Genomic DNA, 14984 nt, shown 5'->3' on the forward strand with positions numbered 1-14984 from the left:
TGGTCAGGCTGCCAGTGGCACACCTCACCCTAGGACCTGCATCCGGCGGAGATCGATGCCTGGTCCGCTGACAGCGGCGGTGCGCGGCCTAACCTGTCCGGACCCTTTGGCAGTCTGGAGGCATGGAGACTTCTGCAGTGGTGTTGGTGGCTATCGTCTGCGTGCTGGCGGGGCTCGTGGTGGGCGCCGTGCTCGGCGCGTGGCTGGTCTGGTCGCGCGTGCGGGGCTCCTGGGAGGACACGGCCTCTGAGGCCCGGGACCAGGCCCGGTCATCCCGGGAAGAACTGGCCGAGGCGCAGGCCGCCCTGGCCGCCGCCGAAGCTGAGAGCCGGGTGCTCGCCGCAGAGCGCACCGCGGACCGGGACCGCGCGGCCGCCGAGTCCACCGTGCTGAGGGCGCTGGCACCGGTGGGGCAGCGCCTGGAGACCCTGCAGCGCCAGGTGGGGATGCTGGAGCGGGACCGCGTGGAGCAGTACGGGCAGCTGTCCGAGCAACTCAAGACCGCGGCCGCCACGGATACGGCTCTCTTGGTGAATACGCGCTCGCTCGTGGCCACCCTCAAGTCCACCTCGGCGCGGGGTCACTGGGGCGAGGTCCAGCTGCGCCGCGTGGTGGAGGCCGCCGGCATGTTGGCCCACACGGACTTCGCGGAGCAGCAGGTGCTGCGCGGGGATGAGGACCGGATCCTGCGCCCGGACCTGGTGGTCCGGCTGCCCGGCGGCAAGGCGCTCGCGGTGGACGCCAAGGCGCCGCTGGCCGCCGTCCTGGAGGCCGAGGAGCTGGCCGGTGACGAGACCGCCGAGGCCGCCGGCCGCCGTCGGGAGCTGCAGCTGGACCATGCCCGGGCCGTCCGCGCCCACGTGGACGCACTGTCCGCCAAGGCGTACTGGCAGGGGCTGGCGGACTCCCCCGAGCTGGTGGTCTGCTTCCTGCCGGCCGAGTCCTTCCTGGCCGCGGCGCTGGAGTCCGACCCGGGGCTGCTGGACCACGCCTTCTCGAAGAACGTGGCCCTCGTGGCCCCGGTGTCCCTGCTGGCCGCCCTGAAGTCCGTGGCCTACTCCTGGCGGCAGGAGACCCTCACGGACAACGCCCGGGAGCTCTTCGAGGCCTCGCAGCAGCTGTACCAGCGGCTCGGGACCCTCGGCGGGCACGTCACCAAGCTGGGCGGCTCGCTGAAGTCGGCCGTGGAGAAGTACAACGCCATGGTCGGCACCCTCGAGTCCCGGGTGCTGCCCTCGGCCCGCCGGATCGGCGAGCTGGACCCGAGCCACGGGGACCGGCTGACGCCGATCAGCCCGGTGGAGTCCACGCCGCGCGTCCTCTCCGCGGCGGAATTGCTGGACGGGGAGTCCGCCGGGGACGGCGGGACTGCGGGGATGCCGTAGACTGATCGGTAGCCAACCGGGCAGGATCCTTCCTCTCCGGTGCCGGCCAGCACCGCGTTGAGTGGCTCTTGTGATGCCGCCCCGCCAGTGCCAGGGCCGGGTCTTCTCTTCCACCCGGACGGATTCTCTCTTCGTGACTTCTCTTCAGCCTGCCGCCGTTTCCGGCGGTTCCACCACCCTGCCCTCCTCCTCGGACACCGCCGCCGGCGGCTTCACCGAGCTGGGGGTGCCCGCCGGCCTGGCCGCCGCGCTGGCCCCGCAGGGCATCACCACCCCCACCCCGATCCAGCAGGCCACCCTGCCGGACTCCCTGACCGGCCGTGACGTGCTCGGCCGCGGCCGGACCGGCTCGGGCAAGTCCTATGCCTTCCTGCTGCCGCTGGCCTCCCGGCTGGACGACGGCCGCACGGCCCAGGCCCGCCGTCCGCGCTCCCTCGTGCTGGCCCCGACCCGTGAGCTGGCCCTCCAGCTCGAGGACTCCTTCAAACCCCTGGCCGCGGCCACGGGGCTGGTCTCCCACACGATCTTCGGCGGCGTCGGCCAGAACCCCCAGGTCAAGGCGCTGCAGCGCGGCGTGGACGCCCTCGTGGCCTGCCCCGGCCGCCTGCTGGACCTCATGGGCCAGGGCCACGTGGACCTGGCCGGCGTGGAGATCCTCGTCATCGACGAGGCCGACCACATGGCGGACATGGGCTTCCTGCCGATGGTCCGCCGCATCCTGGACAAGGTCCCCGCACCGGCCCAGAAGATGCTCTTCTCCGCCACCCTGGACGAGGGCGTCGGCGTGCTGGTGAAGAAGTACCTCAAGAACCCCGTGGTGCACGAGGCCGATTCCGCCGTCTCCCCCGTGGCGAAGATGGACCACCACGTGGTGTCCGTGGACGGCGATGACAAGCTCGGCACCCTGGCGGACCTGTGCGCCGCCCCGGGCCGGACCATCGTGTTCACCCGCACCAAGTACGGCGCCAAGAAGGCCGCCAAGCAGCTGCGCCAGCGCGGCGTCACCGCCCTGGAGCTGCACGGCAACCTCTCCCAGAACGCCCGCACGCGGAACCTGGACGCCTTCCACAACGGCACCGCCGGAACGCTCGTGGCCACGGACATCGCCGCCCGCGGCATCCACGTGGACGACGTCTCCCTGGTGATCCACTCGGATCCGCCCACCGAGCACAAGGCCTACCTGCACCGCTCCGGCCGCACCGCCCGCGCGGGCCAGGCCGGCACCGTGGTGACCCTGGCCGGCCGCGAGCAGCGCAACGAGGTCCGCACCCTGATGCGGGCCGCCAAGATCACCCCCACCGTGCATGCCGACGGTGCCGACGCCTCCCTGCTGGAGATGCTGGCCCCCGGTGAGCGCATCTTCCTCGAGACCGCCGAGCTCGAGAAGCTCCTGGCCGTCTCCACTCCCTCCACCCAGCAGTCCGCCCAGGGCGGCGGCGGCCGCGGTGGACAGGGCGGCAGCGGACGCTCCGGCGGCCGCGGTGGTCAGGGCGGCCATGGCGGCGGACGCTCCGGGGGCCGCAGCGGCTCCCGCGCCGGCCGCTCAGGCAGCGCGGCACCGTCCGGAGAGCGTTCGGGCCAGTCCCGCAACGAACGCGCACCCCAGGAGCGCACCGGTCACGGTGACGGCCAGGGTGGCCGTGGGGCCGGGCGTCCCGGGAACCGCCGCGCGGGCTCCTCGGCCGGCGCGCCGTCGTCGGGCAGCCGGGTCTACTCCTCGGAGACCGGCGGCCGCAACACCGACTTCCGCCAGGACCGCGCCGGCCACGGTGAGGGCCAGGGTGGCCGTGGTGGCTCCGGCCGCTCCCGCGGTGGCCGCAGCCGCCGCGCCTCCAGCGGCCAGGGCTCGCCCCGCGGCTGACCCGGCCCCCAGCACAGAACACCCCCGACTCGTTCGCGAGTCGGGGGTGTTCTGGCTTTCAGGTTCCTGCTGGTTCCTCCGGGTCAGCCGAGGGCGCCGGCCAGGGCGAAGACGGCCCAGGCGATGGCGAAGCCCATCACGCCGATGAGGGTCTCGAGCACGGTCCACGTCTTCAGGGTGGTCTTGACGTCCATGCCGAAGAAGCGGCCCACGAGCCAGAAGCCGGAGTCGTTGACGTGGGAGGCCACCACGGAGCCGGCGGCCACGGCGAGCACCATCGCGGCCACCTGGACCGCGTTGTAGTCGGCGGCGGCCACCCCGGCGCTGACGAGGCCGGCGGCGGTGGTCAGAGCCACGGTCGCCGAGCCCTGGGCGATGCGCAGGACGGCGGCGATGATGAACCCGGCCAGGATCAGCGGCACGCCGAGATCGGACAGGGAGTCCTCCAGGGCGTCGCCGATCCCGGAGGTGCGCAGCACCGAGCCGAACATGCCGCCGGCACCGGTGACGAGGATGACGGAGCACACCGGGCCCAGGGCCCCCTCGAGGGTCTTCTCGATGACCGACTTCTCGGTGCCGCGGGCGGTGCCCAGGGCCACCATCGCCACGAGCAGGGTGATCAGCAGGGCCACGGGGGTCTCGCCGAGGGTGCGCAGGACCTGGAACCAGGTGGCCTCCCCCACGCCCTCGGCGAGGACGCCGCCGCGGGCCAGGGTGTCCAGACCGGTGTTGAGGAAGATCAGCACCATGGGCAGCAGCAGCACGAGCACCACCACCGCGAAGCGCGGCGGGTTCTTCTCCTGGGCCTCGTCCGCCTGCCCCAGGATCGAGGGCACCGGCAGCTGCCATCTGCGCCCGGCCCAGCGACCGAAGAGGTAGCTGGTCACGTACCAGGTGGGGATGGCGGCCACCAGGCCGAGCAGCATGACGAGGCCCACGTTGGCCTCGAAGAACGCCGCCGCGGAGACGGGTCCCGGGTGCGGGGGCAGGTAGATGTGCATGACGGAGAACGCGCCGGCCACCGGCAGTCCGTAGGTCAGCACCGATCCGCCCAGCCGGCGGGCCACGGCGAACACCACCGGGAGCATGACCACCAGGCCGGCGTCGAAGAAGATGGGGAAGCCGAACAGCAGGGAGGCCACGCCCAGGGCGAACGGGGCCCGCTTCTCGCCGAACCAGCCGATCAGCGTGTCCGCCAGCACCTTGGCGCCGCCGGACATCTCCACGAGCCGGCCGAGCATGGCGCCGAGGCCGACCAGCAGGGCCACCGTGGCCAGGGTGCTGCCGAACCCGGCCGTGGCGGTGGACACCACCAGCTGGGCCGGGATCCCCGCGGCGAAGGCGGTCAGGATGCTGACCAGCACGAGCGCGGGGAACGCGTGCATCTTCAGGTACATGATGAGGAACAGCAGCACGATGATCGCCGCGGCGGCGATGCCGAGCAGCGGTCCGGCCCCCAGGGTCGGGGTCCAGTCGTCGATGGTCATGGGTGGGGCCTTCGGTTCGGGGCGCGGCCCGGCGGCCCGGTCAGGGCGCGGAGCTGGTGCGCGGCGGATGGCGCCTGCCGGCCCGCGTCCCGCATCACCCTCCGGCGCTACAGGCCGGCGACGACGGCCAGGGCCCGTTCGACAAGCTCGTCCACACTACCGGAGTTCTCCAGCACCCAGCCGTCCTCGTCCTCCGCGAGCAGCTCGAGGGTCGCGAGCTGGCTGGGCAGCAGGGAGGCCGGCATGAAGTGGTCCGTCCGCGCCTGGATCCGTTCCGTGATGACCGCCGGCTCGGCCCGCACGTGCAGGAAGACCACGCGCCCCGCGGCCCCGCGCAGCAGGTCACGGTAGATGCGCTTGAGGGCCGAGCAGGTGGAGACCGTCCCGCCGGCGCTCGACTCCTGGTCCATCCACGCGCGCATGGATTCCAGCCAGGGCCAGCGGTCCTCGTCCGTCAGCGGCGTGCCGGAGGCCATCTTGGCGATGTTGGCCGGAGGGTGGAACTCGTCGGCCTCGGCGTAGGGCACGCCCAGCCGTGCGGCCAGCCGCTCGGCCAGGACGGTCTTGCCCGAGCCGGAGATCCCCATCAGCACGAGGTGCAGTGGACCGGATCCCATCAGCTGGTGGCGTTGCGGCCGTGGCCGCCGAGGGAGCGGTCGTTGTCCCCGACCTTCTTCATCTCCGCCCGCAGCTCCTTGGGCAGGGAGAAGATGATGTCCTCCTCGGCCGTGACGACCTCCTCCACGGAGCCGTAGCCGTACTCGGAGAGCAGGGTCAGCACGTCCTGCACGAGGACCTCCGGGACCGACGCCCCGGAGGAGAGCCCCACGGTGGCCACACCCTCGAACCAGGACTCGTCGACCTGGTGGGCGAAGTCCACGCGCTCGGCCCGCTGCGCGCCGTACTCCAGCGCGACCTCCTTCAGGCGCACCGAGTTCGAGGAGTTCGCCGAGCCCACGATGATCACGAGGTCGCAGGCCGGGGAGATCTTCTTGATGGCCGCCTGGCGATTCGAGGTGGCGTAGCAGATGTCATCCGAGGGCGGGTCCTGCAGGTTCGGGAACCGCTCGCGCAGGATGGCGACGATCTCCAGGGTCTCGTCCACGGACAGGGTGGTCTGGGACAGCCAGATGAGGTTGTCCGGGTCCGCGACCTGGACCGTACGCGCCTCGTCCGGGTTGTTGATGATGGTGGTGTGCTCGGGGGCCTCGCCGTAGGTGCCCTCGACCTCCTCGTGCCCTTCGTGACCGATCAGCAGGATGCTGCGATCCTGCTTGGCGAAGCGCACGGCCTCGCGGTGCACCTTGGTGACCAGCGGGCAGGTGGCGTCGATGGTCTTCAGGCTGCGCTCGGCGGCCTGGGACACGACGGCCGGGGACACCCCGTGGGCCGAGAAGACGGTCAGGGCGCCCTGGGGCACCTCGTCCAGCTCGTTGACGAACACCACGCCCTGCGACTCGAGGGTGTCCACCACGTGCCGGTTGTGCACGATCTCCTTGCGCACGTACACCGGCGCCCCGTGGTGCTCCAGCGCCTTCTCCACGGCCACCACGGCGCGGTCCACGCCCGCGCAGTAGCCGCGCGGCGCGGCCAGCATGACCTTCTTGTCCCCGGTCACGACGGCGGCCGCCTCCACCTCGTCGCGGCTGCGGCGGGCGCGGGGGATGTGGGGCATCCCGACGGCGACGGGGGCTGGGCCGGCAGCGGGGGCTGCGGCAGTGGGGGTGACAGCGGCGGTGGACATATGTTCCATTCTACCGGCGCCACCGCTGCTGGCCAGTTGACGTGAGGCACGACTCAACGGCACGACTCAACGGTCTGCGCGGAGGCCGGAGACCAGCGCCACCATCAGGCCCAGGGCCGCGACGACCCCTCCGCCGACGATCAACAGCAGGGTGTCCGGCATCGCATAGTCGCGGACCCCGTCCAGCAGGGAGCCGGCTGCGGCCCGGGCGATGCCGTCCAGGTCCGCGGCGGGAGCCATCCGCCCCAGGGCCCACCGCGCGACCGCCCCGGCCGCCAGGACGGTGATCCCGGCCGCGACGAGCGGGGTGCCCTTACGGCGCCGGGGCGCGACCATCAGCGCCAGCAGCACCAGCACGGCGGCGGTCCCGGCCAGCCACGGCCACCGGTACAGGTTGTCCACGGCCCAGGCCACGGCGTCCGGGTCCACCGTCTCCGGATCGGGGACGGACAGGTCCACCGAGCGCACCGGGGAGTCCGCCGCGGCACCGTCCAGCCCGTCCCGCAGCGTCTGGGAGACGGTCTCGCCTCCCGGCAGCCCGGACACGGAGGCGGCCAGGCGGTCGATGCCGAGGTCCAGCAGCGGGCCCGTCTGCAGGTGCACGGTGCCGCCCTGGGCACCGGGGTCTGAAGCCGGCGTCGTGCCCCGGCCCGCGAGCCGGTCCATGCGGCCGGCCCAGTCCGTGCGCGTCTGCTCCACCGTCTCCGCCCAGGCGGCCGGGAAGCGCTCGTCCGTCACCAGCCCGCCGGCCGCGCCCTGCACGAGCCCGGTGACCGAGGACTCGAGGAATCCGGGCAGCCCCTCCGGCAGCTGGTCCCCGACCACCTCGGCCAGCTCGGCGGGCAGGGCCTCGCGCAGTGCGGGGTCCTCGGACATCGGGCCGGCGATCCGCTGCAGCGGCTCCGGGGTGTGGACGAGGGCCTCCGCCCGCGCGCCCACCAGGGACAGCGCCGCCAGCAGGCCGGCCAGCACGGCCAGCAGGATCGAGAGCGCCGTGCGCATGGTGGCTCCGTTCGAGAGGTGTTGGGGCCTAGCCTAGGTGGAGACCACCACCCGCTCGGCGAGAGGACGCACCGCGCATGGATGAGCAGCCGGCCCCCGGGGCCCTCCCGGCCACCGCCGCCGGGACCGCCCCGGACTCCCCCTGGCCGCTGCGCGTGCTCTCGGAGAACCTCAAGAGGTACTTCGAGCGGGCCCCGGAGGCGTGGATCGAGGGCCAGCTGATCGAATTCAAGGTGATCCGCGGCAACGCCTGGATGACCCTGCGGGACCTGGACGCTGACTACTCGCTGCCCGTCACCGCGTGGCGGAACGTGGCCTCCACCCTGGAGGGGACGGTGGAGCAGGGCTCCCGCGTGGTCGCGTGCGTCAAGCCCAGCTTCTACACCAAGACCGGGCGGCTGAGCATGATCGCCTCCGCCATGCGGCCCGTGGGGATCGGGGACCTGCTGGCCCGCGTGGAGAAGCTGCGCCGCGCCCTCGGAGCCGAGGGACTGACCGCCGAGGCCCGCAAGCGGCCGCTGCCCGTGCTGCCGCACCTCATCGGGCTCGTCACCGGCCGGGACTCGGACGCGATGAAGGACGTGATGCGCAACGCGCACCTGCGCTGGCCCGCCGCCCGGTTCGAGGTGCGCGAGGTGGCCGTGCAGGGGGCGAACGCGCCGCGGGAGGTGATGGCCGCCGTCGCCGAGCTGGACGCCCACCCGGAGGTGGACGTGATCGTCATCGCGCGCGGCGGCGGGGCCCTGGAGGAGGTGATCCTGCCGTTCTCGGACGAGGCCCTGGTCCGTGCCGTGGCGCAGGTCGGCACCCCCGTGGTGTCCGCGATCGGCCACGAGGCCGACCGGCCGGTGCTGGACGACGTGGCGGACGTGCGCGCCTCCACCCCGACGGACGCGGCCAAGCGGATCGTGCCGGACGCCGCCGCCGAGCGCGAGGCGATCGGCGGGGCCCGGCTGCGGCTGGCCTCCGGGGTGGAGCGGCTCGTGCTGACCGAGGCCCAGCACCTGGCGGCCTTGCGGTCCCGGCCGGTGCTGGCCCAGCCGGAGCGGATGGTGGACGAGCGCGCCCAGGACCTGGACCGGTTCCGCGAGCGCGCCCGCACCTCGTTGGGCGGCCGCCTGGACCGGGAGCACGACGCCGTGGGGCACCTGCGCGCCCGGGTGCGGTCCCTGTCCCCGCAGAAGACCCTGGACCGCGGCTACGCCGTGGTCCGGCACGGCGGCGGCACCGGCGGCCCCGGCCCGGTGGTGCGCGATGCCGGCCGGGTCGCCGTGGGCGAACGCCTGGACATCCTCGTGGCCTCCGGACGCCTCGGCGCCGTGGCCGAGGAGGTCCACGCCGGCGGCGGGATCGGCGGGGCCGAGGAGACCGACCGGAAGCCCACCACGGACGAGTATGACCAGCACGACGCGACCGACGAGACGGACGAGAACGGGGAGACGGCATGACCGGCACCAGCAAGGGCACCGCCCAGGATACTGACCAGGACACCGACCACGGCGGGGCCGTGGACGGCTTCTCCGCCGCGGACACCTCGGACGTCGCGACGATGAGCTACGAGCAGGCCCGCTCCGAGCTCGTCGAGACGGTGTCCCGGCTGGAGGCCGGCGGCGCGGGCCTCGAGGAGTCCCTGGCCCTCTGGGAGCGCGGCGAGGCGCTGGCGGACCGCTGCGAGGCGTGGCTGGACGGCGCCCGCGCCAAGCTCGACGAGGTCCGGGCCAGGGTCGCCGGGACGGACGCCGGAGCCGGCGCTGGCGCTGGCGCCGAGCGGGGCTAGGCCGTCTGGCCGGCGTGCCTGCCCTCGGCGAACTCCTCGACCATCTTGGCGTTGAACGCGTCCAGGTCGCCCGGGTTCCGGCTGGTGGTCAGGCCCTGGTCCACCACGACCTCCTCATCCACCCAGGTGGCCCCGGCGTTCTTCAGGTCCTCGGACAGGGAGTGGTAGCTGGTCAGCTTCCGGCCCTGCACCACGCCGGCGTTGATGAGCGTCCACGGGGCGTGGCAGATCGCGGCCACCGGCTTGTGGGCCTCGAAGAATCCGCGGACAAAGGCCTGGACCCCGGTGTCCACCCGGAGGGCGTCAGCGTTCAGGGTGCCGCCGGGCATCACGAGGGCGTCGAAGTCGGCGGCGGAGACGGATCCCGCGGCGTGGTCCACGGTGAAGGTGTCCGCGTGCTCCCAGTCACCGTTCATGGCGGTGATGGACCCGGACTCCAGGGAGACGAGCCGGGGCTGGCCGCCGGCCGCCTGGACGGCCTCCCATGGCGAGGTGAGCTCGACCTGCTCCACCCCTCGGGTGGCGAGGAAGGCGATGGTCTGTCCTGCTAGCTGCTGTGTAGTCATGTCCCCACCCTAGGCATCCCCCCCCGGGGTGCTGGCAAGTCCCGGGCGCTGGGCATTCGCCCTGATTGACCTCGTGATATCCCGGATATACGCTCAACCCCAGTTCGTTGACCAGTCATGAATTCCAATTTCCGGCATGCACGTTCACTGCAGGCGTCCCAGCGGCTCCGCTGGCCCGCCCGTGTTCCAGAGGGGGACCGCACCACCATGCCCAGCTTTCTCGACCGAGAGGCCATCGTCGCGCCTCGCACCTTCAACCGGTGGCTGATACCCGCCGCCGCGCTGGCCATCCACCTGTGCATCGGCCAGGTCTACGCCTTCAGCGTGTTCAAGATCCCCATGATGGGGCACTTCGGCACCGGTGACGTGGCCGTCGGGTGGATCTTCTCCGTGGCCATCGCCATGCTCGGCCTGGCCGCCGCGTTCGGCGGCACCTGGGTGGAGCGCTCCGGCCCCCGCAAGTCCATGGTGGCCGCCGGCACCTTCTGGGTGGTGGGCTTCCTCGTGGCCACGCTGGGCATCGCCACCGGCCAGCTGTGGCTCGTCTACCTCGGCTACGGGGTGATCGGCGGCATCGGCCTGGGCATCGGGTACATCTCCCCCGTGTCCACCCTGATGAAGTGGTTCCCGGACCGGCCGGGGCTCGCCACCGGCCTGGCCATCATGGGCTTCGGCGGCGGCGCGCTGATCGCCAGCCCCCTGTCCAACAGCCTGATGGCGTTCTTCGGCGGAGGCAGCGAGCCGGAGCAGCTCCAGTCCGGGCTGATGCAGACCTTCCTGACGCTGGCCGTGGTCTACGCCGTGGTGATCGCCCTCGGGGCGCTCGTGATCCGGGTGCCCCACCCGGAGTGGAAGCCCGCCGGCTGGGATCCGTCCACGGCCGGCACCAAGCCGATGCAGACCACCGCCAACGTCTCCGCCGACTCCTCCCTGAAGACCCCGCAGTTCTGGCTGCTGTGGATCGTGCTCTTCTGCAACGTGACCGCCGGCATCGGCATCCTTGAGAACGCCGCCCCCATGATCCAGGCCTACTTCGACTGGATCACCCCGGCCGCCGCAGCCGGGTTCGTGGGCCTGCTGTCCATCGCGAACATGGCCGGCCGCTTCGTGTGGTCCACCACCTCGGACTACTGGGGCCGGAAGAACAACTACATGATGTACCTCGGCATCGGGCTGGCCATGTACCTGGTGATCGCCCTCATGGGCGGGGCCAACCTGGTGGTGTTCATCGTCGCCACCATGGTCATCATCTCGTTCTACGGCGGCGGGTTCTCCACCGTCCCCGCCTACCTGAAGGACATGTTCGGCGTGTTCCAGGTCGGCGCCATCCACGGCCGGCTGCTGACCGCCTGGTCCGCGGCCGGGGTCGCCGGCCCGCTGATCGTCAACAGCCTGCTCGAGTCCCAGGCCGCCGCCGGCAAGACCGGTGCGGACCTCTACACGCTGTCCCTGTACATCATGGTCGGCCTGCTGGCGGTCGGCTTCATCGCCAATCTGCTGGTCCGTCCGGTCGCCGCCAAGCACCACGTCAGCAAGGACGAGATCCGCGAGAAGGAGTCCACCGCATGAGTACCGCCCCGCAGCACCCACAGTCCGGCCGGGACGCCGGCCGCCCTGCCGACGTCGAGGTCTCGGACGGCGCGGCCGCCACCAGCGGCCCCTACAATGCCGTCGCGGTCCTGCTCGCCCTGATCGTGATCGCCGCCCTGGCCTACGGCCTCGTCCAGACGGCCATCAAGGCCTCGGCCCTGTTCACCGGCTGACAGCACCGGAACGCCCTCCGTCCCGACCGACCTCAGCACAGTGACCCCGCCCCGCCACCACGGCGGGAGCGGGGTCATTCTGCGCTCGGGGGCGCGGGTCAGCTGGCCGCCAGGCGCCTCTTCTCGGCCGCGACGTCGAAGTCGGCCGGCGGCCAGTCCAGGTCCAAGTCCTCGAGGGCGGCGATCAGCAGCTCCTGCACGGCGATCCGCGAGTACCACTTGCGGTTCGCCGGGATGATGAACCACGGGGCGTGCTCCGTGTCCGTCTCCGCGATCGCGATCCGGTAGGCCTCCATGTACTCGTCCCAGTAGGCCCGCTCGTCCACGTCGGAGGGGTTGTACTTCCAGTGCTTGTCCGGCCGGTCGAGGCGTTCGGCCAGCCGGTCCTGCTGCTCGTCCTTGGAGAGGTGCAGCATGACCTTGAGGACGCGGGTGCCGCGGTCCGCCAGCTCCTGCTCGAAGTCCCGGATCTCGGCGTAGCGCCGCTCGATCTCCGGCAGGGGCGTGAGCCCGCGGACCCGGTGGATCAGCACGTCCTCGTAGTGGGAGCGGTCCCAGACGCCCACGAAGCCGTCCTGCGGGACGTGCGGGCGCAGGCGCCACAGGAAGTGGTGCCTGCGCTCCTCCTCGGTGGGGGACTTGAAGGCGGCGTCCTCCACCCCCTGCGGGTCCATGGCGCCCACCACGTGGCGCATGATCCCGCCCTTGCCGGCGGTGTCCATGGCCTGGACCACGAGCAGCACGGAGCGGCCGTGGCCGCCGGCGTCCACGGTGCCCGCCACCCCGTTGGCGTAGAGGAGCTCCTGCAGCTGGGAGAGCCGCTCGGCCCGGGCCTCCAGGGTGGCCTCCCCCTCGGCCTTGCCGCCGAGGTAACCGGGCTTGGTGTCCGGATCCACGTCCGCAGGGCCCTGCGGCACGCCCTCCGGGGACCGGGCCCGCAGCAGTGCCCGCGGATCCCCCTGGAGGTCCATCACGTGCTTCTCAGCGCTCACGGTACTCCTCCAGGAAGTCGGCGATGCGGCCGATGGCCTCCTCCAGGTCCCGGACGCTGGGCAGGGTGACGAGACGGAAGTGGTCCGTGTCCGGCCAGTTGAACGCGCGGCCATGGGAGACCAGGATCTTCTGGGCCCGCAGCAGCTCGATCACGAACCTCTCGTCGTCCTCGATCCGGTAGACCTCCGGATCCAGCCGCGGGAACAGGTACAGGGCGCCGTGGGCCGGCTGCAGGGTGATCCCGGGGATCTCGGAGAGCAACCGCTGGGCCGTGTTGCGCTGCTCCAGCAGCCGCCCCTGGGGCAGCAGCAGGTCGTTGATGGACTGATAGCCGCCGAGCGCCGTCTGGATGGCGTGCTGGCCCGGGACGTTGGCGCACATGCGCATGTTGGACAGCAGGGTCAGGCCCTCGATGAAGTCCGTGGCGCGGTGCTTGGGTCCGGAGATGGCCACCCAGCCGGACCGGAACCCGGCCACCCGGTAGGCCTTGGACAGCCCCGAGAAGGTCAGGGTCACCACGTCATCGGAGAGCCCGGCCACGTTGATGTGGCGGGCCCCGTCGTAGAGGATCTTCTCGTAGATCTCGTCGCTCATCAACACCAGGTTGTGCTTGCGGGCGATCTCCACGATCCCGGAGAGCACCTGGCGCGAGTAGACCGCACCGGTGGGGTTGTTCGGGTTGATGATGACGATCGCCTTGGTCCGGTCCGTCACCTTGGACTCGAGCTCCTCGAGGTCCGGGGCCCAGCCCTCCTCCTCCACGCAGCGATAGTGCACGGCGCGTCCGCCCGAGAGGGTGGTGGCCCCCGTCCACAAGGGGTAGTCGGGCGAGGGGATGAGCACCTCGTCGCCGTCATCCACGAGCGCCTGCAGCACCATGGAGATCATCTCGGAGACGCCGTTGCCGATGAACACGTCCTCGACGTCGATGCCCATGACCCCGCGCGACTGATAGTACTGGCTGACGGCGGTCCGGGCGGAGTAGATGCCCTGCGAGTCGGAGTACCCCTGGGCATGGGGCAGGTGGGAGACCATGTCCTTGAGGATCGCGTCCGGGGCCTCAAAGCCGAAGGGGGCGGGGTTGCCGATGTTCAGCCGCATGATGCGGTGTCCGGCGGCCTCCATCCGCTGGGCCTCCTCCAGGATGGGTCCACGCACGTCATAGCGCACGTTGAGGAGCTTGGAGGACTGCTTGACCTGACCGGACCGTGACTTTGCCATGCGCTCCATCCTAGAACCGCGGGCCGGCGGATTCGGTCAGGTTCAGGCAGATTCCGGTGGGCCCCGTCAGAACCAGTCGTCGGGCGTCGGCTCGAGTCCTGCGGCCACCATCCAGAAGTGGGCCGCCTCCTCACGGTCCAGCCGGTCCGGGCCGGTGGAGAGGCGCTGCAGCTCGGCCAGCATCTCCCCGTCCAGCCGGTCGGCGACGGCCTGGAGGGCCGCGTCCGCCCCGTCCGGCAGCGCCTCCGGGTCCGCCACCATCAGCACGCGCCCCTCCGGCAGGATCCGGGACTGGTCGGCGAGGGGCTCCAGGGCCTGGTCCGAGATGGCCGGATCGGTCCCGTACATCAGCGCGACGTCGGCCCGCCCGGAGACGAGGTCTCCCGCGACTCCCCGATCGCCCGGCTCCACCCACTCGGCGGGCTCGCAGCCGGCGAGCGCCTGGAGCCGCTCGCCGTACACCGCGGCACCGGCCTGCGGGCTGAACACCAGCCGGTCGCACAGCCCGTTGAGGTCGGTGAGGTCCTCCAGCTCATACAGTCCGGTCAGGGCCGTGGTGGCCACGGCCTGCAGGCGGGTGGTCCCGGCGGAGGACGCCACCGCCTCCGTGCCCTCCGGGAGGTACTCCGTGACGATGGCGGTGGCCCCCTGGGCGTCCGCGGCCGGCCGCCCCTCCGGCAGGGGTGTGGCCGATCCGGTGGCGGTCGGGTGTCCCGTGGGCGAGGCCGGTGCCGGGTCCGAGGCCGCTGCATCGGGACTGGCGCCGGAACCGGCGTCCGTGCGGGACCCGGACCCGGAGGACTCGGGTGACGGGGCCGGCGTCGGGACCTCCCCGGCGAGCGTGTCCGGCGCGAGCTTCGAGGCCATGGCCAGGGTGTCCACCACGGCGACCTGGTGCGCGCCGGCGGCTCCCCAGGGCTCCGCGGAGGGCTCCCCGACCTCAGCGGCGATGCCCTCGCTCTCCAGGTGACGCTCGAGCACCACGGCCAGCAGCTGCTCCTCGGGGCGGGTGCCCGCGATGAGCGCGAGCGGCGTGTCACTCGCCGGGGCCGCGACGGTGCCGCCGGCGGTGGGCTCCTCGGGTCCGGGCTGCGGCGTGCATCCGGCCAGGAGCGCGGCGGCCAGCGCTCCGGACGCCAGCAGGGAGCCGACGCGGCGCGGCGCGCCAGGGCGAGTCACGGGGGC

General features: G+C 72.3%; 14 protein-coding genes. 6 read left to right on the forward strand and 8 right to left on the reverse strand.

Features of this window, described 5'->3' with window-relative positions; translation table 11 throughout:
• Positions 1 to 122: 122 nt before the first annotated feature.
• Positions 123 to 1385, forward strand: a complete 1263-nt coding sequence (locus RE421_RS13775) for a DNA recombination protein RmuC (RefSeq protein ID WP_309811092.1) — start codon at positions 123 to 125, stop codon at positions 1383 to 1385.
• Between the two features lie 178 nt (positions 1386 to 1563).
• The gene (locus tag RE421_RS13780) at positions 1564 to 3246 is read left to right on the forward strand and encodes a DEAD/DEAH box helicase (protein WP_309817435.1); all 1683 of its coding nucleotides are present in this window, start codon (positions 1564 to 1566) and stop codon (positions 3244 to 3246) included.
• Positions 3247 to 3329: 83 nt separating this feature from the next.
• Here RE421_RS13780 and RE421_RS13785 read toward each other — a convergent pair whose 3' ends face one another.
• From RE421_RS13785 to RE421_RS13800, 4 genes are all read right to left on the reverse strand, one after another.
• Positions 3330 to 4733 (reverse strand): GntP family permease, encoded by a 1404-nt coding sequence (locus RE421_RS13785; protein ID WP_309811094.1) that lies wholly within the window; start codon positions 4731 to 4733, stop codon positions 3330 to 3332.
• 107 nt (positions 4734 to 4840) lie between these two features.
• Positions 4841 to 5350 carry a gluconokinase gene (locus tag RE421_RS13790; RefSeq protein ID WP_309811097.1) on the reverse strand — a complete coding sequence of 170 codons (510 nt, stop codon included), beginning with the start codon at positions 5348 to 5350 and terminating at the stop codon, positions 4841 to 4843.
• Positions 5350 to 6477, reverse strand: coding sequence for a 4-hydroxy-3-methylbut-2-enyl diphosphate reductase (locus RE421_RS13795; RefSeq protein ID WP_309811099.1), 1128 nt, complete (start codon positions 6475 to 6477; stop codon positions 5350 to 5352). Before RE421_RS13795 ends, RE421_RS13790 begins: the two co-directional genes overlap by 1 nt.
• A 66-nt stretch (positions 6478 to 6543) precedes the next feature.
• Entirely contained in the window at positions 6544 to 7479 is a 936-nt protein-coding gene (locus RE421_RS13800; protein ID WP_309811102.1) for a hypothetical protein, read from the reverse strand.
• Between the two features lie 77 nt (positions 7480 to 7556).
• Between RE421_RS13800 and xseA the strand changes: the two genes are divergently transcribed.
• Together xseA and RE421_RS13810 are read left to right on the forward strand one after the other, a co-directional pair.
• Positions 7557 to 8927 (forward strand): exodeoxyribonuclease VII large subunit, encoded by a 1371-nt coding sequence (gene xseA / locus RE421_RS13805; RefSeq protein ID WP_309811105.1) that lies wholly within the window; start codon positions 7557 to 7559, stop codon positions 8925 to 8927.
• Positions 8924 to 9256: an exodeoxyribonuclease VII small subunit gene (locus RE421_RS13810; protein WP_309811108.1), complete on the forward strand. Its 333-nt coding sequence runs from the start codon at positions 8924 to 8926 to the stop codon at positions 9254 to 9256. The genes xseA and RE421_RS13810 overlap by 4 nt, the downstream gene beginning before the upstream one ends.
• Here RE421_RS13810 and RE421_RS13815 read toward each other — a convergent pair.
• Positions 9253 to 9822, reverse strand: coding sequence for a type 1 glutamine amidotransferase domain-containing protein (locus tag RE421_RS13815; RefSeq protein ID WP_309811113.1), 570 nt, complete (start codon positions 9820 to 9822; stop codon positions 9253 to 9255). The genes RE421_RS13810 and RE421_RS13815 overlap by 4 nt on opposite strands.
• 207 nt (positions 9823 to 10029) lie before the next feature.
• Here RE421_RS13815 and RE421_RS13820 point away from each other — a divergent pair, with 207 nt between their 5' ends.
• Positions 10030 to 11391 (forward strand): OFA family MFS transporter, encoded by a 1362-nt coding sequence (locus tag RE421_RS13820; RefSeq protein WP_309811116.1) that lies wholly within the window; start codon positions 10030 to 10032, stop codon positions 11389 to 11391.
• Positions 11388 to 11585 (forward strand): hypothetical protein, encoded by a 198-nt coding sequence (locus tag RE421_RS13825; protein ID WP_309811119.1) that lies wholly within the window; start codon positions 11388 to 11390, stop codon positions 11583 to 11585. The genes RE421_RS13820 and RE421_RS13825 overlap by 4 nt, the downstream gene beginning before the upstream one ends.
• Before the next feature lie 98 nt (positions 11586 to 11683).
• Here the strand turns inward: RE421_RS13825 and RE421_RS13830 are convergent, their stop codons facing one another.
• The 3 genes from RE421_RS13830 to RE421_RS13840 form a co-directional block, all read right to left on the reverse strand.
• Positions 11684 to 12556 (reverse strand): PPK2 family polyphosphate kinase, encoded by an 873-nt coding sequence (locus RE421_RS13830; protein ID WP_309817438.1) that lies wholly within the window; start codon positions 12554 to 12556, stop codon positions 11684 to 11686.
• 10 nt (positions 12557 to 12566) lie between these two features.
• Entirely contained in the window at positions 12567 to 13799 is a 1233-nt protein-coding gene (locus RE421_RS13835) for a pyridoxal phosphate-dependent aminotransferase (protein ID WP_309811123.1), read from the reverse strand.
• Positions 13800 to 13865: 66 nt separating this feature from the next.
• Positions 13866 to 14978 carry a hypothetical protein gene (locus RE421_RS13840; RefSeq protein ID WP_309811126.1) on the reverse strand — a complete coding sequence of 371 codons (1113 nt, stop codon included), beginning with the start codon at positions 14976 to 14978 and terminating at the stop codon, positions 13866 to 13868.
• Between the last annotated feature and the right edge of the window lie 6 nt (positions 14979 to 14984).

The organism is Citricoccus sp. I39-566, from assembly GCF_031432995.1.
In the GTDB taxonomy this organism is placed as follows: Bacteria; Actinomycetota; Actinomycetes; order Actinomycetales; family Micrococcaceae; genus Citricoccus; species Citricoccus nitrophenolicus_A.

Bases quoted from the DNA above. Each gene is read 5' to 3' on its own strand.
- RE421_RS13825 (WP_309811119.1), top strand. From the start codon at position 11,388: ATGAGTACCGCCCCGCAGCACCCACAGTCCGGCCGGGACGCCGGCCGC.
- RE421_RS13835 (WP_309811123.1), bottom strand. From the start codon at position 13,799: ATGGCAAAGTCACGGTCCGGTCAGGTCAAGCAGTCCTCCAAGCTCCTC.
- RE421_RS13800 (WP_309811102.1), bottom strand. From the start codon at position 7,479: ATGCGCACGGCGCTCTCGATCCTGCTGGCCGTGCTGGCCGGCCTGCTG.
- RE421_RS13790 (WP_309811097.1), bottom strand. From the start codon at position 5,350: ATGGGATCCGGTCCACTGCACCTCGTGCTGATGGGGATCTCCGGCTCG.
- RE421_RS13810 (WP_309811108.1), top strand. From the start codon at position 8,924: ATGACCGGCACCAGCAAGGGCACCGCCCAGGATACTGACCAGGACACC.
- RE421_RS13830 (WP_309817438.1), bottom strand. From the start codon at position 12,556: ATGGACCTCCAGGGGGATCCGCGGGCACTGCTGCGGGCCCGGTCCCCG.
- xseA (WP_309811105.1), top strand. From the start codon at position 7,557: ATGGATGAGCAGCCGGCCCCCGGGGCCCTCCCGGCCACCGCCGCCGGG.
- RE421_RS13820 (WP_309811116.1), top strand. From the start codon at position 10,030: ATGCCCAGCTTTCTCGACCGAGAGGCCATCGTCGCGCCTCGCACCTTC.
- RE421_RS13785 (WP_309811094.1), bottom strand. From the start codon at position 4,733: ATGACCATCGACGACTGGACCCCGACCCTGGGGGCCGGACCGCTGCTC.
- RE421_RS13775 (WP_309811092.1), top strand. From the start codon at position 123: ATGGAGACTTCTGCAGTGGTGTTGGTGGCTATCGTCTGCGTGCTGGCG.
- RE421_RS13815 (WP_309811113.1), bottom strand. From the start codon at position 9,822: ATGACTACACAGCAGCTAGCAGGACAGACCATCGCCTTCCTCGCCACC.
- RE421_RS13795 (WP_309811099.1), bottom strand. From the start codon at position 6,477: ATGTCCACCGCCGCTGTCACCCCCACTGCCGCAGCCCCCGCTGCCGGC.